At 65.7% G+C, this 22,656-nt stretch carries 20 protein-coding genes; 5 read left to right on the plus strand and 15 right to left on the minus strand.

Going from position 1 to position 22,656, the window contains the following annotated elements; translation table 11 throughout:
• From AC1DYX_RS06825 to ndk, 4 genes are all read right to left on the minus strand, one after another.
• The coding region (locus tag AC1DYX_RS06825; protein ID WP_477257609.1) for a helix-turn-helix domain-containing protein at nucleotides 1-681 on the minus strand (681 nt) is incomplete at its 3' end.
• A 10-nt stretch (nucleotides 682-691) separates the two neighbouring features.
• On the minus strand, nucleotides 692-1,501 hold the full coding sequence (gene pilW / locus AC1DYX_RS06830) for a type IV pilus biogenesis/stability protein PilW (protein ID WP_477257611.1): 810 nt from the start codon (nucleotides 1,499-1,501) through the stop codon (nucleotides 692-694).
• Nucleotides 1,501-2,685 (minus strand): dual-specificity RNA methyltransferase RlmN, encoded by a 1,185-nt coding sequence (rlmN, locus tag AC1DYX_RS06835; RefSeq protein ID WP_477257658.1) that lies wholly within the window; start codon nucleotides 2,683-2,685, stop codon nucleotides 1,501-1,503. Before rlmN ends, pilW begins: the two co-directional genes overlap by 1 nt.
• 191 nt (nucleotides 2,686-2,876) lie before the next feature.
• The gene (gene ndk / locus AC1DYX_RS06840) at nucleotides 2,877-3,302 is read right to left on the minus strand and encodes a nucleoside-diphosphate kinase (RefSeq protein ID WP_477257613.1); all 426 of its coding nucleotides are present in this window, start codon (nucleotides 3,300-3,302) and stop codon (nucleotides 2,877-2,879) included.
• Nucleotides 3,303-3,706: 404 nt separating this feature from the next.
• On the opposite strand from ndk, the gene AC1DYX_RS06845 reads away from it, so the two are divergent.
• The 4 genes from AC1DYX_RS06845 to AC1DYX_RS06860 all read left to right on the plus strand — a co-directional run bounded on the left by AC1DYX_RS06845 (nucleotide 3,707) and on the right by AC1DYX_RS06860 (nucleotide 9,811).
• On the plus strand, nucleotides 3,707-4,390 hold the full coding sequence (locus AC1DYX_RS06845; RefSeq protein ID WP_477257615.1) for a Bax inhibitor-1/YccA family protein: 684 nt from the start codon (nucleotides 3,707-3,709) through the stop codon (nucleotides 4,388-4,390).
• Nucleotides 4,391-4,494: 104 nt separating this feature from the next.
• Nucleotides 4,495-4,851, plus strand: coding sequence for a DUF2946 family protein (locus AC1DYX_RS06850; protein WP_477257617.1), 357 nt, complete (start codon nucleotides 4,495-4,497; stop codon nucleotides 4,849-4,851).
• Between the two features lie 84 nt (nucleotides 4,852-4,935).
• Nucleotides 4,936-6,939 carry a TonB-dependent receptor gene (locus AC1DYX_RS06855; RefSeq protein ID WP_477257619.1) on the plus strand — a complete coding sequence of 668 codons (2,004 nt, stop codon included), beginning with the start codon at nucleotides 4,936-4,938 and terminating at the stop codon, nucleotides 6,937-6,939.
• Between the two features lie 223 nt (nucleotides 6,940-7,162).
• Nucleotides 7,163-9,811 (plus strand): hybrid sensor histidine kinase/response regulator, encoded by a 2,649-nt coding sequence (locus tag AC1DYX_RS06860; protein WP_477257621.1) that lies wholly within the window; start codon nucleotides 7,163-7,165, stop codon nucleotides 9,809-9,811.
• Nucleotides 9,812-9,895: 84 nt separating this feature from the next.
• Here the strand turns inward: AC1DYX_RS06860 and rlmD are convergent, their stop codons facing one another.
• The 9 genes from rlmD to AC1DYX_RS06905 all read right to left on the minus strand — a co-directional run bounded on the left by rlmD (nucleotide 9,896) and on the right by AC1DYX_RS06905 (nucleotide 19,769).
• Complete coding sequence (gene rlmD, locus AC1DYX_RS06865) at nucleotides 9,896-11,296, minus strand: 23S rRNA (uracil(1939)-C(5))-methyltransferase RlmD (RefSeq protein ID WP_477257660.1); 1,401 nt, start codon at nucleotides 11,294-11,296, stop codon at nucleotides 9,896-9,898.
• Nucleotides 11,297-11,377: 81 nt separating this feature from the next.
• A complete protein-coding gene (gene rpoS, locus AC1DYX_RS06870; RefSeq protein ID WP_477257623.1) occupies nucleotides 11,378-12,394 on the minus strand; it encodes an RNA polymerase sigma factor RpoS in 1,017 nt (338 codons plus the stop codon).
• A gap of 9 nt (nucleotides 12,395-12,403) precedes the next feature.
• Entirely contained in the window at nucleotides 12,404-13,309 is a 906-nt protein-coding gene (locus AC1DYX_RS06875; RefSeq protein WP_477257625.1) for a peptidoglycan DD-metalloendopeptidase family protein, read from the minus strand.
• Between the two features lie 33 nt (nucleotides 13,310-13,342).
• Nucleotides 13,343-14,209, minus strand: coding sequence for a protein-L-isoaspartate(D-aspartate) O-methyltransferase (locus AC1DYX_RS06880; protein WP_477257627.1), 867 nt, complete (start codon nucleotides 14,207-14,209; stop codon nucleotides 13,343-13,345).
• On the minus strand, nucleotides 14,206-14,943 hold the full coding sequence (gene surE, locus AC1DYX_RS06885) for a 5'/3'-nucleotidase SurE (RefSeq protein ID WP_477257629.1): 738 nt from the start codon (nucleotides 14,941-14,943) through the stop codon (nucleotides 14,206-14,208). The genes AC1DYX_RS06880 and surE overlap by 4 nt, the downstream gene beginning before the upstream one ends.
• Before the next feature lie 105 nt (nucleotides 14,944-15,048).
• Nucleotides 15,049-16,608 carry a hypothetical protein gene (locus AC1DYX_RS06890; protein WP_477257631.1) on the minus strand — a complete coding sequence of 520 codons (1,560 nt, stop codon included), beginning with the start codon at nucleotides 16,606-16,608 and terminating at the stop codon, nucleotides 15,049-15,051.
• Nucleotides 16,609-16,616: 8 nt separating this feature from the next.
• Nucleotides 16,617-17,225: a toll/interleukin-1 receptor domain-containing protein gene (locus tag AC1DYX_RS06895; RefSeq protein WP_477257662.1), complete on the minus strand. Its 609-nt coding sequence runs from the start codon at nucleotides 17,223-17,225 to the stop codon at nucleotides 16,617-16,619.
• 237 nt (nucleotides 17,226-17,462) lie between these two features.
• Complete coding sequence (locus AC1DYX_RS06900) at nucleotides 17,463-19,526, minus strand: ATP-dependent DNA helicase (protein ID WP_477257633.1); 2,064 nt, start codon at nucleotides 19,524-19,526, stop codon at nucleotides 17,463-17,465.
• A gap of 42 nt (nucleotides 19,527-19,568) precedes the next feature.
• Nucleotides 19,569-19,769: a YdcH family protein gene (locus AC1DYX_RS06905; RefSeq protein WP_477257635.1), complete on the minus strand. Its 201-nt coding sequence runs from the start codon at nucleotides 19,767-19,769 to the stop codon at nucleotides 19,569-19,571.
• 179 nt (nucleotides 19,770-19,948) lie between these two features.
• Between AC1DYX_RS06905 and AC1DYX_RS06910 the strand changes: the two genes are divergently transcribed.
• Nucleotides 19,949-20,725: a PP2C family protein-serine/threonine phosphatase gene (locus tag AC1DYX_RS06910; RefSeq protein ID WP_477257637.1), complete on the plus strand. Its 777-nt coding sequence runs from the start codon at nucleotides 19,949-19,951 to the stop codon at nucleotides 20,723-20,725.
• A gap of 107 nt (nucleotides 20,726-20,832) precedes the next feature.
• Here the strand turns inward: AC1DYX_RS06910 and AC1DYX_RS06915 are convergent, their stop codons facing one another.
• Both AC1DYX_RS06915 and zapE read right to left on the minus strand, forming a co-directional pair.
• A complete protein-coding gene (locus tag AC1DYX_RS06915) occupies nucleotides 20,833-21,456 on the minus strand; it encodes a hypothetical protein (protein WP_477257639.1) in 624 nt (207 codons plus the stop codon).
• A gap of 21 nt (nucleotides 21,457-21,477) precedes the next feature.
• Nucleotides 21,478-22,575, minus strand: coding sequence for a cell division protein ZapE (zapE, locus tag AC1DYX_RS06920; RefSeq protein ID WP_477257641.1), 1,098 nt, complete (start codon nucleotides 22,573-22,575; stop codon nucleotides 21,478-21,480).
• Nucleotides 22,576-22,656 lie beyond the last annotated feature (81 nt).

Raw genomic sequence — 22,656 nt, forward strand, 5'->3', positions numbered from 1 at the left:
GCCCGGTGCCGCGGTCGCAGGCGTGCTGCCGTTCGGCGCTGCGGCCGGCGCCGAAGCGCCGGGCGCCGCTGCGCTGGCACTCGGTCCCGGCACGGAAATCAGCGGTACGGACGGGCTCTGCAGCGGCTCGACGGAGCTGCCATTGGCCGTCTCGACGGCGGCGCCGTTCGCGGCAGGCGCGGCCACGCCATTGTTCGTGGTCTCGCTGTGCGGGCCGCCCGGCACGATGCCGAAGTGCCAGGCCGCCGCCGCCGCGGCCACGACGACAACGACGGCACCGGCGATCCAGCCCAGCGGCAAGCCGGAACGCTTGCCATGGCTCGGGAATTTCGATTGGGAGAACGAGGCAGGGGTCGGACGGCGGTTCGCCGTGACGGCGCTCGTATCGGGCGCGGGCTCGGTCTCCATGGCGATCTGGGCCACCAGCGGGGCCGGATCGACCTTCACCAGCTTGGCATAGGCCCGCACGAAGCCGCGGGTCACGGCCGGGCTCGGTAGCGACGCGTAGTCGCCCGCCTCCAGGGCGATGACCTGGCGCACGGCCAGTTTCAGCTGGTCGGCCACCTGTTCGACGGACCAGCCCATCGCCTCGCGCTGTGCGGCCAGGACCCGGCCGGGAATGCCGTGCACTGGCGGTTGGTTGTCGGGCGTCGCCGGCTGATCTGCACGCTCGGAACTCATTATCGTTGTCTCACTCACTAAATGCACCGCGCTCGAAGGCCGCGTACTCGGGCGAGCCGGGGAAGCGCTTGCGCAACTGCGCCGCCAGCGATGCTTCCATGACCCGGTCGCCGAGCATGTGCTTGACCCGGATGGCCAGCCACAGCACGTCGGCCGACAGCGTGTCGAGCTTCGCTGTCTCCGTCAGGCGGTTAATGAAAAACCCGGCGCGAGAATAATCGCGCCGCTCGAAATATACCCGGGCCAGGCCGGCGCTCGTGGCCGGCAGGTCGGGATCGTAACGCAAGGCATCGAGCAGATAGCGCTCGGCCGCGTCGACACTCTTCAACTTCAGGCTGCAATTGCCCGCGTTGACCATGGCCTTGACGGGCGACGCGTAGTTCGGATTCTTCAGCGCGCTCTCGAAATACGTCATTGCCTCGGCCGGCTTGCCGCCGCCATCGCACAGGAACAGCCCGTAGTTGTTGGACAGGTCCGGATTGCGCGGCGCCAGGCGCAGCGCGTGCCGGTAGTTTTCGTCGGCCAGGGCATTTTCTCCCATCGCCGTGTAGATCAGGGCGCGCACGCCATACGCGTCGGCATACTCCGGGTTGGCGGCGATGGCCTGCTTCACCTCGTCCAGCGCGATGTCGTACTTGCGTTCCCGGTAATAGCCCACCGCCAGTTGCAGGCGGATCTGGGCGCGTTTTTCCGCGGCCGTCTGGTCGGACAGCGTCTTGAGCTCGCGCGTATCACCTGCCAGCCCGCCGTTGCCGGCACAGGCCGACAGCAGCAGGGGCAGAGCGAGCGCGCAGGCCAGGCGTCCGGACAGCCGCGGCATCAGGAGGCGATCTCCACGATCTTGCCGAAGTTCGGGCCGAACTTCTGCTCGAGTTTTCGTTGATACTCAGCCATCTTGCTCATGCGTTCAGCAACGCGGGTACGGTCCTTGACCTCGCCCGCCAGCTGGCCGCAGGCAGCGTCGATGTCGTCGCCGCGCGTCTTGCGGATCGTCGTCACGAGCCCGGCATCCATCAGGATCTGGGCGAAGGCCTTGATGCGCGGGTTCTTCGAGCGCACGAGGCCGGATTCCGGGAACGGGTTGAACGGAATCAAGTTGAACTTGCACGACACGCCGACGACCGGATCGTTGACGAGGGCGATGAGTTCGCGGGCATGCTCGTCCGTGTCGTTGACGCCGTCCAGCATGCAGTATTCGAACGTGATGAAGTCGCGCGGAGCGAATTCCAGGTAGCGCTTGCACGCGGCCAGCAGTTCGCGCAGCGGGTATTTCTTGTTCAGGGGGACGAGCATGTCGCGCAGCGGATCGTTCGAACCGTGCAGCGACACCGCCAGCGCCACCGGGCATTCCTGGCTGAGCTTGTCCATGTTCGGCACGACGCCCGACGTCGACACGGTCACGCGGCGGCGCGACAGGCCGTAGGCGTTATCGTCCAGCATCAGCTTCAGCGCGGTGACGGTCGGATCGAAGTTCAGCAGCGGCTCGCCCATGCCCATCATGACGACGTTCGTGATCTGGCGCTCGCCCTTCGGCCCCGGCTCGATGCCTTTCGTGCGGCGCAGTTCGAACTCGGCCATCCACAGCTGGCCGATGATCTCGGCGACGGTGAGGTTGCGGTTGAAACCCTGCTTGCCCGTCGAGCAGAAGCGGCAGTTGACGGCGCAGCCGGCCTGCGTGGAGATGCACAGCGTGCCGCGGGTCTCTTCCGGGATGAACACGGTCTCGACGGCATTGCCATTGCCCACGTCCACGAGCCACTTGCGGGTGCCGTCGCTGGACGTGTGGTCGCTGATGATGGCGGGCGAGCGGACTTCGGCACGCGTCTTGAGTTTTTCGCGCAGCGACTTGGCCAGATCCGTCATGTCGTCGAAATTGGCGACGCCGAACTGGTGGATCCAGCGCTGCAGCTGTTTGGCGCGAAACGGCTTCTCCCCCAACTCGGCGCAGTAAGCGACGAGCTGCGCGGGATCGAAGTCCAGCAAGTTGGTGAGAGTTGCCATGATTGAATCCTGTGCCTTCAAAATAAGTCCCGCCCGCCGGGGCCTGGCGCATGGCGACAGGCGAGCAGGGCGAGCGGGATATTGCGATGTTAAGCCAGCTTGCGCTGCTCAACGAAAAAAAATTTGCTACGAAACCTTACGCTTTGGTAGGTGTTTGATGCCGGGGGCATCAAACACGCGTGTCTACCATACAATCAACGCGAGTAGACGTTCAGTGCCGGGAAATAGTAAGCGATCTCGACAGCGGCGGTCTCGGCAGCGTCCGAACCGTGCACGGCGTTGGCGTCGATCGAGTCAGCGAAGTCGGCGCGGATGGTGCCCTTTTCAGCCTTCTTCGGATCGGTTGCGCCCATCAGGTCGCGGTTCTTGGCAATCGCGCCTTCGCCTTCCAGCACCTGGATCATGACCGGGCCCGACACCATGAAGTCGACCAGATCCTTGAAGAACGGACGCTCTTTGTGGACGGCATAGAAACCTTCGGCTTCGGCGCGCGACAGCTGGGCCATACGGGCAGCGACGATCTTCAGGCCAGCGCCTTCGAAACGGCTGTAGATTTGGCCGATTACGTTTTTAGCGACTGCGTCAGGTTTGATGATCGACAGGGTGCGTTCGATTGCCATTTAAAAACTCCAATAAAAAGAAAGGTTTAAATCGAGATTTGAGAACTCAATCAACCTTCGATTTTACCATACATCCGGGCGCCTCGAAAAACCGTCGCGAGCGGCCGCGGATTGGCCGGGGCACGCAGCCCGAGAAGCGCAGCTGTACGAGTAGTACAGCGAGCATCGCAGGCCGGATCCGCAACGCGCAACAGGTTTTTCGACGCGTCCGGCCGCCGCCCCCCCATATTGCGCCTATGCGGCCGGGGATGATAGAGTGACATCGATGAGACCTCGTCCATATGGGCGGCGCGGGCCGGAGCTTATGCAAGACTTAAAACTGCGTTTCCGGCACACGTTCCCCTGTTGAAGACGGGGCCAGTCCCCATATGGGGAGCAAAGCGATTTCTTCCAACGGAGGCATTATGATTCCCAGCCTGCAGAAAACCTACGACGTCTCGGCCATCCGCGCCACCCGTCACCGCGTGCTGCGCAATACCTACTGGCTGCTGGCGCTGTCCATGGTCCCGACGGTGTTCGGCGCCTGGATCGGCCTGCAAATGGCCCTGCCGATCTTTGCTGGCGGCATGGGCGTGCTGCTCTTCCTCGCCATCGCGTTCGGCTTCATCTTCGCGATCGAGAAGACCAAGAACTCGGCGGCGGGCGTGCCGATCCTGCTCGGCTTCACGTTCTTCATGGGCCTGTGGTTGACCCCGCTGCTGCGCTACACGCTCGGCTTTTCGAATGGCGGCACCCTGATCATGACGGCGTTCGCCGGCACGGCCGCCGTGTTCGCCACGATGGCGACGATCGCGACCGTGTCCAGGCGTGACTTCTCGGGCATGGGCAGCTGGCTGTTCGCCGGCGCCGTCGTCGTGATCCTGGCCGGCCTGGCCAACGTGTTCCTGCACCTGCCGGCGCTGATGCTGGTGGTATCGGTGCTCGCGATGGCGATCTTCTCGGGCTTCATCCTGTTCGACGTGAACCGGATCGTGAACGGCGGCGAGACGAACTACATCAGCGCGACGCTGGCCATCTACCTGGACATCTACAACGTGTTCACCAGCCTGCTGCAACTGCTGGGCATCGGGTTTGGTAACCGCGACTGATACCGGCGCGATGCAATGACGAGCCGGCCTGCGGGCCGGCTTTTATATTGTCAGAACCGAACGGCACTGCGTACAATATCCGTTCGCTTTCGATCCTATCCCCCATGTCCCGTAGCCTGGTCCACGTATTGCTGTCGCTGCTGCTGCTCATTACGCAGCAGCTGTCGCTCGGCCACGGCTATACGCACTGGGCCGAGATCGACGAGGCGGTCGTCCAGCAGGCGGCGGCTGCGACCGGCGAGGACGATGACGATGGCAGCGACAAGCTGCCCAAGCCCGGCCTGCACGACCTGTGCGGCCAGTGCGCGGCCAGTGCCCAGATCGCTTTCGCGCTGCCGACCACGCTGCGCCAGTTCGTTCCCGCCGCGCTGGCTTACGCGGCCCCGACCGTTCCCGACACCCCGGGCATCTGCCTGCTGGCCACCTGCCCGTTCCAGTCGCGCGCCCCTCCCCAGGCTTGAATAACGCATCCCGTGTTGATCCGCACCGCCCGGCCCGTCCCGGCGGTGCGCGCCGTTATCCATCCGCTTGAGGTTGTAAAACTTATGAATATCCAACGTACGCTGCTCGCCAGCGCGCTCCTGCTCGCCTTCCACCCCGCCCTCCGCGCGGCCGATGACCAACAGACCATCAACGAAGGCAAGATCCAGCAAGTCGTCGTCACGGCGAGCCCGCTGCGCAATGGCGAAGGCGACCAGATCCTGACCCCGGCGAAAGTGCTCGCCGGCGACGAATTGCGCGACAAGGTCGGCAGCTCGCTGGGCGAGACACTGCAGAACGAACTGGGCGTATCCGCATCCGCGTTCGGCGCCGGGGCATCGCGCCCCATCATCCGCGGCATGGAAGGTTCGCGCGTGAAAATGCTGGAGAACGGCATGGCGACGTCGGACGTGTCCGGCCTGTCGAACGACCATGCCGTCGCAGCGGAAGGCGCCGTGGCGCGCCAGATCGAGATCCTGCGCGGCCCCGCCGCCCTGCTGTACGGCTCGGGCGCCATCGGCGGCCTCGTCAACGTCGTCAACGAACGTATCCCGACGGCGCTGGAGCCGAAGCTCACGGGCCAGGTCGAGACGCGCGCGAGCACCGTCGACGACGGCAAGAACCTGTCCGGCACGCTGGACGGCGCCGTCGGCAAGTTCGGCCTCCACATCGACGGCAACATGCGCAACACGGACGACTACCAGATCCCCGACCTGCGCGTGCTGAACGATCCGACGTCGCGCATGAACCGGCTGCCGAATGCCGACACGCGCGAACGCAACATCGGCGTGGGCGGTTCGTACATCGACGACTGGGGCTATGCAGGCCTGTCGGCATCGCACCTGACGAATTTCTATGGCATCCCGACGAACGAGGGATCGCACATCGACCAGCGCCAGAACCGCTACGACTTCGACAGCGTCGTCAAGAACCCGCTGGACGGCTTCGAAAGCGCGCGCGTCAAGGCCGGCTATACGGATTACCACCACGCGGAACTGGACGACGGCGTGCCGGCGACGCTGTTCTCGAACAAGTCGTTCGAGTCGCGCATCGAGCTCACGCACAAGCCGCTGACCGGCCTCGGCCTGCGCGGCACATTCGGCATCCAGACGGAAAACACGCATTTCTCGGCGCTGAGCGCGGAAGGCGGCCCGGACACGGTGCCCGTCACGCATTCGACGACGCAGGCCGCGTTCCTCGTCGAGGAGTGGAGTTCGGGCCCGCTGCGCTGGAACGCGGGCGTGCGTTACGAGAACGTCGACCGCAAGCCGGTCAGCAACAAGGAACGCAGCTTCGACCTGGGCTCGGGCTCGATCGGCGCGCTGTGGCCGTTCACCAAGGGCTATTCGTTCGGCGCCACGCTGTCGTACGCCCAGCGCGCGCCCGCGACCGAGGAGCTGTATTCCGGCGGCCCGCACGACGCCACGCTGACGTTCGACGTCGGCGACCCGGACCTGCACAAGGAAATCTCACGCAACATCGAACTGTCGCTGCAAAAGACGAGCGGCCTGATGCGCTGGCGCCTGAACGCTTACCGCAACAATGTCAACAATTTCATCTACGGCCACGTCACGGATGCCACGTTCGACGAGGACGGCAACCCGGGCGGCGACTTCCGCCAGCGCCTGTTCCAGCAGGCGAAGGCGCACATCCAGGGCGCAGAAGCGGAAATGACGTGGAACCAGATCGGCATGGGCTGGAACGGGCGCGTGTTCGCGGACACGTCGCGCGGCTACCTCGACGATGCCGGCAACCTGCCCCTGCAGCCAGCCGACCGCCTCGGCGCCTCGATCGGCTACCGCCAGCCGCACTGGCGCACCAACCTCGAGTGGATTCATGCGCGCGGCCAGGACCGCCTGGCCGCTTTCGAGACGACGCCGTCCCCGGCCTACAACCAGGTCGATGCCAACCTCTCGTACACGCAAAAGCTCGACAAGACGGACCTGACGTATTTCGTTTCGGCGAAGAACTTGCTGAACGAAGACATCCGGCTGTCGACGTCGCTGCTGAAGGATATTGCGCCGCTGCCAGGGCGGAACATCACGTTCGGGGTGCGCGCGAAGTTCTAAGTGTCTCCCGTGCGCCGTGGCGGCGACACAATGGTTATACTGTTGCCATCAAACTTATTCCGGATGGCAGTGCGTTTTTCACCACATAGTGGTCCCGGGGAGATATTTCTCTCTCCGGGCGCCAACGGAATTTCTCGCGCGGAAAATGTATTTTTTTTTACGTCTGCTCCAGCTTATGCTTTTGCGCATAAAATGACCGCTTTAGGACCCGGAAGCGATCAGTATGGAAGCGGCGACGCGCGACTTTCATCTCCTTGGCAGTACCGGCGCGGTTCGCGCCGGCTACCACGTTCATGACTGGTCGGTATCCCCGCTCGGCCCGCCGGACCGGTGGAGTCCCGCATTGCGCAATGCGGTCAGCCTCATCCTCGAGTCCGAATTCCCCATGTATCTCGCCTGGGGGCCGCAGCTGGCGCTGCTCTACAATGCCGCATTCATCCCATTGCTCGACGGGACGCATCCCGCGTCRCTCGGCCGCCCGCTGGCCCAGGTCTGGCCCGACCGCTGGTCCGGCCTGAAACCCCTCGTCGAACGTGCACTCTCCGGGCACGCCACGTATGGCGAAGACGTGCCCAGCCCCATCGACCGCAACGGCCAGCCGTACAGCGCCTGGTTCACGCTCGCCTACTCGCCCGTGCGCGACGATGCCGGCACGGTGCGCGGCGTGCTGTGCGTGACGAGCGAGACCACGCAGCGGGTCCAGCTCGAACGGCGGCATGCCGTGCAGCTGCAGGTAGTGGACAGCCTGCGCCGCCTGCACCACCCGTCCGACATCATCGAATCGGCGTGCACCCTGCTCGGCAAGCACCTGGAACTCGAGCACGCCTGCTATGTCGAAACGGACGAGGAAGACGGCAGCTTCGAAGTGATGCACGACTGGGCCCGCGACGCCGTCAGCCCGCTGGTCGGCCGCCGCGCCCGCCTCGACGACTTCGGCCCGCAGGCCCTGGCCCTGCTGCGCACGGGCTCGCCGCTGGCCGTACGCGACGCCACGGCCGACCCGCGCCTGCCCGCCAGGGGCGACCGTTATGCGGCGGCCGGCGCGCGCGCCATCCTCGTGGTGCCCAAGATCCGTCGCGGCCAGCTGGTGGCGGCCCTCGTCGGCTATTGCACCTTGCCGCGCGACTGGGACGAGGAAGCCCAGCGCCTCGCCACCGATATCGCCGAGCGCAGCTGGGAAGCGCTCGACCGCGTGCGCGCCGAGCAGGCGTTGCGCGACGCCGTCGCGCGCCAGACCACGTTGCTGGACAWGAACGAATTCCGGCTGGAAGTCTCGGACCTGCTGCGCCGCCTGAACGATCCGGCCCAGATCTTCACCCAGACGGGCGCCATGCTGGGCCGCTTCCTGCAGGCCAGCCGCGTGCTGTACGGCGACTACGACGCCGACAAGCAACTGGTCACCTTCCATTCGAATTACACGGACGGCATCGTCGCCGAGCTGAACGGCACCTTCCCCGCCGCCCTGTTCGGCATCGCGAATTTCGCCTCGCTGGCCCACGCCACGTGGGTCTCGAGCGACCTGCAGCGCGATCCGCGCACGAGCGGCGCCGAAATCTGGCCGAACTATGCCGCGCTGCAGATCCGCTCGGGCGTCGTCGTGCCGCTGCACCGCAGCGGCGCGCTGACGTCCTGCCTGTTCATCAATGACAACCWGCCGCGCGTGTGGAGCGCCGACATCGTGCGCCTGATCGAGGACGTGGCCGAGCGCGCCTGGAGCGCCGTCGAGCGCGTGCGCGCGGAAGACGCGCTGCGCCTCGCCGACCGCCGCAAGGACGAATTCCTGGCCATGCTGGCGCACGAGTTGCGCAACCCGCTGGCCCCGATCTCGGCCGCCGCCCAGTTGCTGAACATGGGCCCGCCCGACACGCTGCGCGTGGAGCGCACGAGCGCCATCATCGCGCGCCAGGTGGCGCACATGACGGGCCTGATCGACGATTTGCTGGACGTCTCGCGCGTCACCCGCGGCCTGGTCGTGCTGACGCGCGAGGAAGTCGACCTGCGCCGCGTGATCACCGATGCCGTCGAACAGGTGCGCCCGCTGATCGAGGCGCGCCGACACGAGCTGGCGCTGCACCTGCCGACGGAGCCGGCCATCGTCGAGGGCGATCCGAAGCGGCTGGTGCAGGTCATTGCGAATCTCCTGAACAATGCCGCCAAATACACTCCCGAGGATGGCAGGCTGTCGGTCTGGATGGGGATCACGCCGGACCAGGTGCTCGTGAGCGTGTCCGACAACGGCATCGGCATCGCGGCCGAACTGCTGCCGACCGTATTCGACCTGTTCTCGCAGGCCGAGCGCACGCCCGACCGCTCGCAGGGCGGGCTGGGCCTCGGTCTCGCGCTCGTAAAAAGCCTCGTGGAACTGCACGGCGGTATGGTGACGGCGGCCAGCAACGGCCGCAACCTGGGCAGCGAATTCACGGTCCGCCTGCCGCGCCTGCACGGCACAACGGTCCCGGCCGGCGGATCGACGACCTGCGCGCCCCCGGCACCCGGCGCGGCACGCAGCCTCTCGTTGATGCTGGTCGACGACAACGTCGACGCGGCCATGACCCTGGGCCTGCTGCTGGAATCCGGCGGCCATCAGGTGACGGTGATGCATGACCCGGGCGATGCCCTGGAACAGGCAGCGCAGACGCATTACGACGCCTTCCTGCTCGACATCGGCCTGCCCGGCATGAACGGCTACGAACTGGCGCGCCGGCTGCGCGCGCTGCCCGACTGCGCGGAGGCGACGCTCGTCGCGATCACGGGCTATGGCCAGCAGGCGGACCAGGCGAGCGCGACGTATGCCGGGTTCGACAGTTATTTCGTCAAGCCGGTGGATCCGGCGGGATTGTTTGCGCTGCTGGACCGGGTCGCCATACGGTAGCCGTAGGGTGGGCACCCCGTGCCCACGCGAACGCCACCGTTACGCGAACGTCACGCGTGGGCACAGGGGTGCCCACCCTACCGATCATTCCGCGACTTGGGGCGCGTTGAACTCGCGCGGCTGGAAATCGTCGACGAGTTCGAACACGCCGATCGATTCCACGTGCGACGTATGCGGGAACATGTTCGCCACGCCCGCCTTCTTCAATACATACCCCGCGCGATGCGTGAGGATGCCGGCGTCGCGCGCCAGGGTGGACGGGCTGCACGACACGTACACGATCCGGCGCGGCATCAGTTCCGGATTCGTCAGGCGCAGCTCGGCCAGCGCGACGGCCAACGCGACGGCGCCGTCGCGCGGCGGGTCGACCAGCATGCGGTCGAATTTGCCCAGCGCGACCAGGTCGTCCTTCGTGACCTCGAACAGGTTACGCGTATAAAACGTCGTCTTGTCGGCCAGCCCGTTGGCGCGGGCATTTTCCAGCGCGCGCGTCGTCAGCGCCGTGCTGCCTTCGATCCCGACGACCTCGCGCGCCTGCGTCGCCAGCGGCAGGGTGAAGTTGCCGAGGCCGCAGAACAGGTCGGCCACGCGGTCCGTCGGCTGCACCTCCAGCAGGCCCAGCGCCTTGTGTACGAGCAGGCGGTTGATCTGGTGGTTCACCTGCGTGAAATCGGTCGGCTTGAACGGCATCSTGATGCCGAATTCCGGCAGCGAGTAATACAACTCCCTGTAGTTAGTCCCATCCTTGGGCGGATAGTAAGGCGCCGCCGTGTCCGGCCCTTTCGGCTGCAGCCACCACTGGATATTCCACTGGTCCGCGAACGCCTTCACGAGCGTCTCGTCGGCCGGCGTCAGGGGCGCCATGATGCGCAGCACGAGCACGGTGGTTTCCTCGCCGACGGCGATCTCGATCTGCGGCATCTGCTGGTAGATCGACAGCGCGCCCACCAGTTCGCGCAGCGGCACGAGCATCGCGGACAGGTGGTCCGGCAGGATCTCGCAACTCGTCATGTCGGCCACGTACGACGAATGGCGCTCGTGGAAGCCGACCAGCACCGTGCCCTTCTTGGCCACGTAGCGCACCGACAGGCGCGCGCGGTAGCGGTAGTCCCACGTCGGGCCGTACATCGGGCGCATGATGTTCTCGGCCTTCGTCTTCCCGATATGCCACAGGTTGTCTTCCAGAACGCGCTGCTTCATCGCGACCTGGGCCGACGGCTCCAGGTGCTGCATCGAACAGCCGCCGCAGTGCCAGAAGTGCGGGCACTTCGGCTCGACGCGCATCGAGGACGCCTTCTGCAGCGTGACCATGCGACCCGATTCCCAGTTCTTCTTCTTGCGCAGGGTCTCGAAGCTGACGCGCTCGCCCGGCAGCGCGCCTTCGACGAAAATCACTTTGCCTGGCGTGCCATCCTCGTTCTCCAGGTGGCCGACGCCGCGCGCCTCCATGTCGAGGGATTTGATGTTGATGAAGGTTTCTTGCATGGGCATAGAAGAAAGCAAAACGGGAAGACAGGCCGGCGGCCGCGCCGCCGTACCCTCATGGCCGTTCCGGCCAGCCGGGCATCATAGCAAGGAATCGCGGACGACGCCACGGGCGGCCATCGCCCGCTTCAGTTTGACGAGGGCTTCCTGCTGGATCTGGCGCACGCGCTCGCGCGTCACGCCCATCTCTTCGGCCAGTGTTTCCAGGGTGGCCGGGTCATCGTTATCGAGGCCGAAACGGCGCATCACGACGAGCCGCTGCTTGTCGGGCAGCTTTTGCAGCCAGTCGCGCACGAGCACCGTCATCTCGTGGTGTTCCGCGTGGGCGTCCGGGCTGACGTCGCCCTCGTCCGGCAGCATGTCCATCAGGCTGCTCTGCGGATCGTTGTCGAGCGGCGCGTCGAGCGACGTGGCGTGTTCGGACAGCGCCAGGATATCCTGCACTTCCTCCACCGGCCGGCCGACGAGGCTGGCGATGTCTTCCGCGCTCGCTTCCTTGCCGTCGTGGTGCTGGGCTTCCAGGTGATATTTGGCGCGCAGCACCTGGTTCAGCTCGCGCACCATGTGCACGGGCAGGCGCACGGTGCGGGCCTGGTTCATGATCGCGCGCTCGATGCTCTGGCGGATCCACCACGTCGCGTACGTGGAAAACCGGAAGCCGCGCTCCGGCTCGAACTTGTCGATCGCGCGCATGAGGCCGATGTTGCCTTCCTCGATGAGGTCGAGCAGCACGACGCCGCGGTTGATGTAGTGCTTGGCGATGGAGACGACGAGCCGCAGGTTATGCTCGATCATCTTCTGGCGCGCGGCGAAATCGCCGGCCTTGGCCAGGGTGGCGTAATGCACTTCCTGCTCGGCGCCGAGCAGTGGCTTGGCGCCGATCCGGTTCAGGTAGTACTGCGTGGTGTCGGTCGACAGTTCGGCCTGCAGCACGCTCTTGAGCTCGTCGACGGTGTCGACGACGGCCGTCGTGGCCGCCCCTTCCGGCAGCAACTCGGCACGATCGGCGCCGTCCGCCCCGAACTCGCCGTCGTCCAGCGGCTCGTCCGGACTGTCTTCCGGCGTGTCGTTGTCCAGCGGATCGGGCGGCAGCGTCATCGGCTCTCTCTAGCGACTGGGCAGGAACTTCGCCGGATCGACCGGCTTGCCCTGCTGGCGTATCTCGAAATGCAGTTTGACCGCGTCGGCATCGGAATCGCCCATTTCCGCGATCGGTTGGCCCTTGGTCACGTTCTGACCTTCCTTGACCAGGATGGTGCGGTTATGCGCGTATGCCGACAGCAGGCTGTTGCTGTGCTTTACAATCACGAGATTACCATATCCGCGGATGCCGCTACCGGCATACATCACCTTTCCGGAACCTGCGGCCATCACTTGCTGGCCCATTCTGCCGGCGATGTCGATGCCCTTGTTCTTGCCTTCGTCGAAGGTGGCGACGATCCTGCCGTCGGACGGCCACATCCAGCTCAGTTTCTCGTCGTCGTTGGCGGTGACGGTGGTGCCCGGCGTCACGCCGGACGCGATCACTTTCTCCGCCTTCGGATTATCGTCCTTCTGCGTGCTGGCCAGGTTGGCGTCGCTATACGGCTTCTTGGCGCCGTTCGGTTCCGTCTTCTTCGGCACGGCCGGCGTCTTCTCGGCACCCGGCAGCGAGATGGGCGACGTCACGACCGCGTTGGCGCTCCGTTCGGGCGGCGCCACCTTCAGCACCTGCCCGACCTTGATGTCGTCCGGATCGGACAGGTTGTTCCACGCGGCGATGTCGCGATGACTCTGGCCATGGTCGAGGGCGATCTTCAGCAGCGTGTCGCCACGGCGCACGGTATAGGTGCCGCGCGCGTCGGGTTTATTGTCATCGGCGGCCGGTGCCGGCGCCGGTTGCGGGCGCGGACGGAAGCTGGACGCGGTCGGGGCCGGACGGTCGATCACGGGGGCAACGCGGGTCTCGGTGCTGCAGGCGGACAGGACGCCGAGACTGAGGGTCAACAGGGCTAAACGGGGCGTAAGTTTCATTCTCTCTTTAATTCTTTTGCAACATTCTGGCATTCAAGCGATGCCTGGCCGCAGCGGCACGAAATGGCAGGCTTCCAGCGTTTCGCTGGTCCATTCCGCCTTGCCGATACGGATAATGCGCTGCAGGTGCTGGACCTGAGCACCAACGGGCGCCACCAGGCGGGCGCCAATGGCCATCTGCTCGAGCAATAGACGCGGCACCTCGAGCCCGGCCGCCGCCAGGATGATGCCATCGAACGGGGCGACCTGCGGGAGCCCTAGCATACCATCTCCGTGTTGCAAGCGCAGATTGGCGATACGCAACGGGCGCAGATTCGACTTCGCCAGTTCATGTAACGGCTTGATGCGCTCGATGGAATACACCTCTTGCGCGACGCACGACAACACGGCGGCCTGGTAGCCGCATCCCGTGCCGATCTCGAGCACGCGGCGCAGCGGTTGGCCGCTGCCCTTCAGCAACTCGATCATCCGGGCCACGATATAAGGCTGCGAGATCGTCTGGTTGTGCCCGATCGGCAGCGAGATGTCGGCATACGCCTGGGCCAGCATGCCCGGCTCGACGAACATATGGCGCGGCACGATTTCCAGCGCCGACAGCACCTGCGGATCCTTGACGCCCAGGCGCGCCGTGCGGGCCGCCATCGCCCGGCGCGGCGCCTCCGTGGCCGCCAGGTCGGATCGCGCCACGGTCTGCTGCGGCGTGACCTGCGCCGGCTTGGCCTTGCCCGGCACGCCGGTCGCGCCCCGGTGGCTGCCCGGCGGCTGCGCCTGGCTGTTTTCGCGCGCATTCTGGGTCGCCGTCTGCGGCGTGGCGACGGGCGCCGGCGCAGCGGACTTTCGCGTACTCCCGCCCGTCACGGACGAGAGCGGCAGAGGAAACTGGCTGCGCTTTTCGCTCATCCCAACCCTCGCCGCAGCAGGTCCAGCTGGTCGCGGTGCGTGAGGTCGACCTGCAGCGGGGTGACGGACACGCAACCCTTGCTCGTCGCATGGAAATCCGTGCCCTCGCCCGCATCGCGACAGGCGCCCGGGGCACCGATCCAGAAAATCTCGCGTCCGCGCGGATCCTGGCCGCGGATCACGGGTTCGGACTGGTGGCGCCGTCCCAGGCGGGTCGGCATCAGGGGGCCGATCTGCTCGTACGGAAGATTTGGGATATTTACGTTCAGCAAGAACGGAGACTCGAGCATCTCGAAACGGCGCAGCACGATATCGCGTGCCACCCGTGCGGCCGATTCGATCTCGGACCAGCCACCATGCACTTGTGAAAAGGCGATGGCCGGGATACCAAACAGATATCCTTCCGTTGCCGCCGCCACTGTGCCGGAATACAAGGTGTCGTCGCCCATGTTCTGGCCATTGTTGATGCCGGAAACGACCAGGTCCGGGCGGGTGTCGAGCATCCCCGTCAACGCGATGTGTACGCAGTCGGTCGGGGTGCCGTTGACAAAATAAAAACCATTGGCAGCCTTCGTGACCGACAGCGGACGGTCCAGCGACAACGAGTTGGACGCGCCCGAGCGATTGCTGTCGGGCGCGACCACCACGATGTCGGCGACCGCCGCAAGCGCTTCGGCCAGGGCGTTGATGCCGGGGGCGAGATAGCCGTCGTCGTTACTGATAAGGATACGCATGCAGCGATTTTACCTGAAGCAACGGCCAGAACGATCTATCGGACTGCACATTTATCGGCCGTCCGGGCGCCTCCGGTACGGCACAGGCACGACGCCGCTACGGTTTCAGCCGGCCACCAGTGGCCGCCCTCCGGACGCCTGGATCAGCGCGCCTTCGAGGGATGACACTTCGTCCAGCGTGAAGGCCAGCAGCGCATCCTTGTCGCCTTCCTGTAAATACACCTGCTTGATCATCGCGGCGCCGCGCCGTCGTAGCGGATGCGCCACACTCGGCCGCAGGATCGTCGAACGCAGGCTGTCGGCCAGCGCGCGCGCCTCATGCGGGCTGCGGCTGTCGATCAGTTCCTGCAGGCGCGACAGCTTGTCGTCCAGCGCATCCGGCGACGGCGCGTCTTGCGACGGCGCGTCTTGCGACGGCTCGCCGGCACGGCGCGGCGCCGCGTGCCCGCGCTTGCCCTCCTCCATCGCGTGCAGGCCCTGCTCCAGCGCGATCACGTGCTGCTCGATGCGGCGTGCCGCTTCCAGTTCGCTTTGTTGCCCTAAATATAATTGTGCCAGCCGGGCCAGTTCGCGCACGAGCGCAGGAGATTGCGGATCGGCGGCCCGATCGCGCAATGCCTCCACGGCCTGCACGAGCCGCACCTCGGCCAGCGGGCGCCACGGGAAATGGCCGGGCTCCAGCCATTCGAGCAGCGCTTCGACGGCCCGCCGCGGCCCGAGCCGGTCGCGCTCGCCGGCATGCGTCCGGCTGCCGGTCGGCGGCATGCCGACGATGCCGGCCTGGGGCAGCATGACTTCGTCGAGATAACTGTCCAGCACGACACTGGACAGGCCATAGCAATCGGCCAGCATCCGTTCCAGCTTCGCCTGGTAGCCGGACTGGCCCACCTGGCCGGACTGGTTGCGGGGTGCGTCGCCGAAGCGCCAGCGCAACCGTCCCTCGCCCGCCGCGTCGACGGGGCAAGGCAGCGGGTAGACCTGCAGCGGACGCTGCTCGTCCTCGTGGCTGCACCGGTAATCGAGGGCACGGGCGACGACGCCTTGCAGGCCGTCCAGGCTGCGCGCGTCGGGCGTGAAGACGCCGACGATCTTGTCGGGCAACAGCGCCGTGCAGACGCTGGCCGCCGCCGAACGGCCGCCGCGGCAATCGATGAGGACGTGGGCGTAGCGCTGCGCGACGCGCGCGGCGAACGTGCGGAACAGGGCCGGGCAGGCGCAGAACAGCGCGTCCCAGTCGAGCCGGTCGACGCGTTCGCCATAGCTGTCGTCGAAGCGGCCGGCACGCATCAGGTACAGGGGGCGGCTGTCGTCGACGCGGACGATGTACTCGTCCCAGGCAAGCGTGTCGAGCACGCGCCCGGCCAGCGCCTCGGCATCCTCGCTCGATGTACTGCCGTGCAATTGCTCGCGACACGCTTCGAACAGTTCGAGCAGGCCGCCGGCCCCGGGGTCGTCGTCCGCGTGGGGAAAATAATGATGCAGGCCGGGGGCTTCCAGGTCCCAGTCGATCATCAGCACCGGTGTCTTCGCATGCGCGCGCCCGGCGAGCAGCGAGGCGGCATGGGCCAGCGCAAGGCTGCGCACGGGGGCGCTGTCGTAGGAGTAGAACGTCGTCACCTCGCCGGCCTGCCCGGCCGGTACTGCGGTGATGCGGTTGGTTTCCATAAGGCTCCTCATTTTTTTGGGAAGGTTGGTTCCGGTAACTCACGCCATGCGGGTGGGACAGCGGGAAGTACGAATTGGTTGCAGTCATGCGTCGATGGCATGGTCTTTTTCTGATATTGGTAATGCGTGACGATGCGCCTGACCATCTTGTCGATATCGGGCAGGAAATCGGGATTGGACTTGAGGTCGGCCGTGGCCATCGTGAACCGCGAGAAGTCGACGTAGAACGTGGACTCGCTGATCTGCGGCGGCAGGCGGTCGGGGTGCTGCGTCATGATCACGGGAATGATCATCTGGCTGGGCAGCGTATACCACTTGCTGCGCTCGGCCTCGATCAGGCGCATCGCGGCATACTCGCGCCGCGTGTACGCGTGGGCCTCGTACTTGGGCGTGTAGATGAGGACCATGCACGCGCTCTCGCACATCGCGCGGGCGATCTTGCGGTCGAGATCGTCGCCGCCGCCCAGTTGTTCGGTGTCGACGAACAGTTCGTCTTCGTTGTCGAAATACGGTTCGAGGTAACAGCGCAGTGCATCGGCCAGAGCGGCCTTGAAGCGCTGCATCAGCTCATGCCGCCCATGGGCGTAGCTGAAAAAGCAGCCATAACGAATCGCCATTGCATCCCCTTGTAGTCTGCCGCAGGCCGGGCCTTCGAGACTGTAAACAACCAACCCATGCTGCATGTTGTGGCAGCACAAGCGGAGGGAGGCAGGAGGGAAGACGTACCGCGAGACGGGCGGAAAGGTAGCGTGTAACGGAGCCGGGGGTCAGAGCCCGAATTTGCTTTTTTAGGGCTCTGACCCCGAATCTCCTGACCCCGAATCTCCGCCCCCGCAGCGGCGTCGAAGTCGCGACTAAGCTTTAGGCGAGCGGAAAAACTCGATGACGTCCGCCTGCACCCGCGTCCGCCTGAACGGCGGCAGGCTCTGCCAGATGCGCCGGCCATAGGGCTTGCTGATCACGCGCGGATCGCACAGCATCAGCACGCCACGGTCGTCGACGTCGCGGATCAGGCGGCCGGCGCCCTGCTTCAGGTTGATGATGGCTTCCGGCAAGGTATGGTGCACGAAGCCGTTCATGCCCTTCTTTTCCATCACTTCGATGCGCGCGGCCAGCACGGGATCGTCGGGCGGCGCGAACGGCAGCTTGTCGATGATGACGAGCGACAGCGCTTCGCCGCGCACGTCCACGCCTTCCCAGAAACTCTGGCTGCCGACCAGCACGGCGTTACCCGCGTTGCGGAAGGAATCGAGGAGTTCCGTGCGGCCGCGTTCGCCCTGCACGAACAGGGGAAAGTCGAGGCCGCGCGCGGCGAATTCCTCGCGCAGGCGTTCCGCCACGCGGTTGACGGCGCGGATCGTCGTGCACAGGAAGAAGCAGCGCCCGCCGGCAGCCTCGATCACGGGCAGGGCCATGTCGACCACGGCATCCGTGTAGCCGAACGTGTTCGGTTCCGGCAGGCCGGTCGGCACGTACAGGATGCCCTGCTGCTGGTAGTCGAACGGACTGGGCCAGGTCTGCGCCGGCTCGCCCGTCATGCCGAGTTGCGCGGTGAAATGCTTGAAGTCGTTCTTCACGGCCAGAGTGGCGGACGTGAAGATCCAGCTGCGCGGCGTGCCGGCGCGCTGGCCGGCGAAGATCGGCGCGATCGACAGCGGCGTCTTGTGCAGCTGCAGCGACGAGGCGAAAGCCTCGACCCACAGCACGGCGTCGTCACCCTCCACCTCTTTGCCCTTCTTCGGCTCCGACTTCCACGCCTTGTACTGCTCGAGCATCTCGACGGCGCGCACGCGGCATTGCTCGATCGTCTCGGCGCGCTCGGCCTGCGCTTCCAGCACGTCGATCAGCCCTTCCAGCTCTTCCTTCAGCTTTTCCAGCGCCGGGAAGAATTCCGAGCTGGGCGGGATCTGCGGCAGCGACAGCCGGGTGCCGCCTTCCGGGAACGTGAGGCGCAGGTCGCGTGCCGCCTTCTCCACGACCATGACGGTCTTGGCCCAGTCGACGCCGCCGCGCGCGTGCGCGAGGCCTTCGGCCAGCACGTCGCGGCACAGTTCCAGCACCTGCCCCGTCGACACGGACGTGCCGAAGAACAGCGTGGCCACTTCCGGCAACTGGTGCGCCTCGTCGAAGATGATCGTGTTGGCGGACGGCAGCAGTTCGGCCATGCCGCCTTCCTTCAGCGCCACGTCGGCGAAGAACAGGTGGTGGTTGACGACGACGACGTCGGCCTGCTGCGCCTCGCGCCGCGCCTTCATCACGAAGCAGTCCTGGTAATACTGGCATTCCTGGCCGACGCAGTTTTCGCGCGTCGACGTCACGAGGTTCCACACGGATGCCGTTTCCGGGACCTTGGTCAACTCGGCCTTGTCGCCGGACTGGCTCATCTTGATGAACCGCGAGATCTCGCGCAGGTGGCCGACGTCGTCGCGCGACGTCAGGCGGCCGTTCGACAGGGTGCGTTCGAGATGATAGTGGCAGATGTAGTTCGAGCGCCCTTTCAGCAGCGCCACCGAGACGGGCGCGCGCAGCGCGGCGCGCACGGTCGGGATGTCGCGCGAGAACAGCTGGTCCTGCAGGTTCTTGGTGCCGGTCGAGACGATCGTCTTGCCGCCCCACAGCAGCGCGGGGACGAGGTAGGCGAAGGTCTTGCCCGTGCCCGTGCCGGCTTCGGCAATCAGGGTGCCCTGCGTGCCGATCGCGTGCGCGATCGCCTTCGCCATCTCGGTTTGCGACTGGCGCGGCTTGAACGTGCCGACGGCGGGCGCGAGCGGACCGCCGGCGCCGAAGATGCGGTCGACTTCGGCGTCGTACTTGCCGGGCGACGCGGCGGAAGACTGCGCGGCGGCTTCGCCCGGGGACGGGGCGGCGCTGACATCGGCGCCGGGGTCGGCGGAAGACAGGGGAAGATGATCGGTCAAGGTGGACAGCTTAAAACGGGAGGCCTGGCAGTGTAGGCCAAATCAGGCCGGGACGTCCGGCACGAGCTGCATTTTCAGCAGTGTGATGTGGTCCTTCAACTGCAGCTTGCGCTTTTTCAAGCGACGCAACTGCAACTGGTCGGTATGACCGTCGCGGGTCAGCATTTCGATGACTGCGTCGAGGTCGCGATGCTCCACGTCGAGTTCAATAATACGGCGCTGGATCTCCTGGACGTCGATCATGTTTGGCATTTCCGAACAGTTAAGCGTAAGGCGGTGGGAAGGTAGCGCCACCCGCTGACTCGGGGCGGCGCGATTCGTCGTTACGGCTTGCAACTCCTGTGCAAACCGGTGCATAGTTTAAACTACACTGTCGTTGCCGCCAACAAAGTCCGGCATGGCAGTATCGGAAAGCCACGTTTATGACCTCATACAAGATAGAAGCGGGAACCGCGCAACACATCGGCAATCGCCCACAACAGAACGACCGGGTCGCGCTGATGACCGGCGCGCGTGCGCCCGGTTATGTGCTGGCGGTGCTGTCCGATGGCCTCGGCGCCACGGGTGCCGCGGCGTCGGACCAGGTCCTGCACACGGCCAAGCAGGTCTTCGACGAATTCAAGCCGGGCGATCATCCCAGCGTCGAACGCCTGCAACAACTGCTGCGCGAGATCGTGCAGGAGACCCACCTCGTCATCAACATGAACGCGGTCGCGACCCAGGTCGAGGCCCACGCCAGCTTCGTCGGCCTCGTGCTCACGCCGCATGGCGAAGCCGTCTGGACCCATGTGGGCGATTCGCGCCTGTACCATTTCCACGAAGGGAAATGCCATTCGCGCACGAGCGATGCGGCCTATGTCGAGCACCTCGTGTCGAGCGACCGCCTGCCGCCGGAGGCCGCGAAGAATCACCGCAAGTCCAAGCTGCTTGTGAATCTGCTGGGTAATAGCCGCAAGGATCCGTTCCTCACGTTCGGCCAACGCCTCGGGCTGGCCGTGGGCGATGTGTTCCTGTTGTGTTCGGACGGCCTGTGGCATTTCTTTACCGATGCCGAGCTGGGCGCCGCAACGTTCAAGGCCACGCCGCGCCAGGCCGCCGAGATGCTCATCAACAAGGCGGGCGAACGGTCGCAGGGCAAGGGCGGGAATTGCAGCATGGCGATCGTGAAGCTCGTCAAGCCGGCGCAACAAACCGCCTGATCCACGCGTAGGGTGGGGTGATTGATGCCGGGGGCATCAATCACGCACTGTGCCCACGCGAACGCCAACGTGATGCATACGTCACGCGTGGGCACGGGGTGCCCACCCTACTTCTTGGCGGCCTTTTCCGCCTTGCGCTCGGCAACCTTGCGCTGGCGCTCTTCGGACTGGGCCTTGCGTGCCTCGTAGTCGCGCACGTTCTGCGCACGCTTGCCGGCCTCGGCCGCTTCCTTCTGTTGTTGCGCGCGCAGGCGGGCGTCGCGCTGGGCCACGCGCTCGGGCACGGTCGGCTTGCGCGGCGGCGGCACGGGCGCCGGCTCCGGCGGCGGCCTCAAAGGTTCGGTGGCCAGCTTAGCTTCCTGTTCCTTGAAACGGCGGTCGGCCTCGGCCAGGTTGCGGTCGCGCTCGTCGACGACGGCCTGGCGCTTGAAGCGCTCGGCCTGGACTTCGATCGCGCGCTGGGCCGCGAGGGCGTTGCGGCGGCGTTCCTTGGCCTCGTCGAGGCAGTTATTCACGAAAAACTTGTCGTAGCAGACGCGTTCGCGCTCGGCGAACCGGGCCTCGATCGCCGCGCGCTCGCGCGCCACCGCCGCCAGGTACTGGTCGGCCTGGGCGACCGAGGTCACGGGCGGCGGCGGCACTTCCTGCGGCACCACGTCGTGGCTCGCGCAGGCCGCCAGCAGCGCCGCCAGCGCGACGATGGGGAGTGCTGTTACGAAGTCGGCTTTCATTCGGTTCCTCAAAAACGGTGTTCAGGCCAGCGAATCGGCCGCGCCGCGGCGCTCGGCCAGCATGTATTCGCGCGACTGCATCTCAATGATACGCGACACCGTGCGATGGAACTCGTTCGACATCGCGCCTTCCGTGTACAGCCGTTCCGGCTCGACCTCGGCCGACATGATCAGCTTGACCTTGTGGTCGTAAAACACGTCGATCAGCCACGTGAAGCGGCGCGCCTCGGACGACATCGCGGCCGACATGCGCGGCACGCCGGACAGGATCACCGTATGGAACTGGCTCGCGAGTTCGAGGTAGTCGTTCTGCGAGCGCGGACCGCCGCACAGCGTGGCGAAATCGAACCAGATGACGCCGCCCGCGCGCCGCAGTGCGCGCAGTTCGCGCTGCTCGATGTGCACGCGCGGATCCTCGTCGGCCGTGTCCGCGACCTTGGCATACGTCTCGCGCAACGCGTGGTCGGCGCTGGCCCCCAGCGGCGTGTAATAGGCCTGCACCTGTTCCAGCGCGCGGTGGCGGTAGTCGATGCCGGCGTCGACGTTCATGACGTCCAGCTTTTCCTTGAGCAGCGCGATCGTGGGCAGCATGCGGTCGCGGTGCAGGCCGTCCGGGTACAGCTTGTCCGGGTCGTAGTTCGACGTCATCACGAACGACACGCCGTTGGCGAACAGCGCGGACAGCAGGTTGTACATGATCATCGCGTCGGCGACGTCGCTGACGTGGAATTCGTCGAAGCAGATCAGGCGGTATTTCTTCGAGATGCGCCGGGCCACCTCGATCAGGGGGTCTTCCATGCCTCTCAACTCGTCGAGCTGGCGGTGCACGGCACGCATGAATTCGTGGAAGTGCAGGCGCGTCTTGCGCACGACCGGCACGACCGAGTAGAAGCTGTCCATGAGGAAGGATTTGCCGCGCCCCACCCCGCCCCACATGTAGACGCCCTGCGGGACGTCCGGACGGTTGATCAGGCGCTTGAACGCGGACGAGCGCCGGGCCTTGTATCCGACCCAGTCGTCATAGGTCTCTTGCAGGCGGTCGACGGCGCGCTGCTGCGCGGGGTCGGACTTGAAACCGCGCTCGGTCAGCGCGTGCTGGTAGTACTCTTGGACGTTCATGAGATGCCGTGGATGTTAACGTAGGGTGGGCACCCCGTGCCCACGCGTATGCCGGCATGACGCAAGCGTTCGCGTGGGCAC

This window comes from Massilia sp. P2_C2, from assembly GCF_056404615.1.

What these genes read in the sequence shown, in the direction of transcription:
- AC1DYX_RS06850 (WP_477257617.1), top strand. Translation starts at nt 4,495, where the DNA reads ATGTCCCGTAGCCTGGTCCACGTATTGCTGTCGCTGCTGCTGCTCATT.
- ndk (WP_477257613.1), bottom strand. Translation starts at nt 3,302, where the DNA reads ATGGCAATCGAACGCACCCTGTCGATCATCAAACCTGACGCAGTCGCT.
- rpoS (WP_477257623.1), bottom strand. Translation starts at nt 12,394, where the DNA reads ATGACGCTGCCGCCCGATCCGCTGGACAACGACACGCCGGAAGACAGT.
- AC1DYX_RS06915 (WP_477257639.1), bottom strand. Translation starts at nt 21,456, where the DNA reads ATGAAAGCCGACTTCGTAACAGCACTCCCCATCGTCGCGCTGGCGGCG.
- zapE (WP_477257641.1), bottom strand. Translation starts at nt 22,575, where the DNA reads ATGAACGTCCAAGAGTACTACCAGCACGCGCTGACCGAGCGCGGTTTC.
- pilW (WP_477257611.1), bottom strand. Translation starts at nt 1,501, where the DNA reads ATGCCGCGGCTGTCCGGACGCCTGGCCTGCGCGCTCGCTCTGCCCCTG.
- surE (WP_477257629.1), bottom strand. Translation starts at nt 14,943, where the DNA reads ATGCGTATCCTTATCAGTAACGACGACGGCTATCTCGCCCCCGGCATC.
- AC1DYX_RS06875 (WP_477257625.1), bottom strand. Translation starts at nt 13,309, where the DNA reads ATGAAACTTACGCCCCGTTTAGCCCTGTTGACCCTCAGTCTCGGCGTC.
- AC1DYX_RS06905 (WP_477257635.1), bottom strand. Translation starts at nt 19,769, where the DNA reads ATGATCGACGTCCAGGAGATCCAGCGCCGTATTATTGAACTCGACGTG.
- AC1DYX_RS06910 (WP_477257637.1), top strand. Translation starts at nt 19,949, where the DNA reads ATGACCTCATACAAGATAGAAGCGGGAACCGCGCAACACATCGGCAAT.
- AC1DYX_RS06855 (WP_477257619.1), top strand. Translation starts at nt 4,936, where the DNA reads ATGAATATCCAACGTACGCTGCTCGCCAGCGCGCTCCTGCTCGCCTTC.
- AC1DYX_RS06880 (WP_477257627.1), bottom strand. Translation starts at nt 14,209, where the DNA reads ATGAGCGAAAAGCGCAGCCAGTTTCCTCTGCCGCTCTCGTCCGTGACG.
- AC1DYX_RS06845 (WP_477257615.1), top strand. Translation starts at nt 3,707, where the DNA reads ATGATTCCCAGCCTGCAGAAAACCTACGACGTCTCGGCCATCCGCGCC.
- AC1DYX_RS06895 (WP_477257662.1), bottom strand. Translation starts at nt 17,225, where the DNA reads ATGGCGATTCGTTATGGCTGCTTTTTCAGCTACGCCCATGGGCGGCAT.
- AC1DYX_RS06890 (WP_477257631.1), bottom strand. Translation starts at nt 16,608, where the DNA reads ATGGAAACCAACCGCATCACCGCAGTACCGGCCGGGCAGGCCGGCGAG.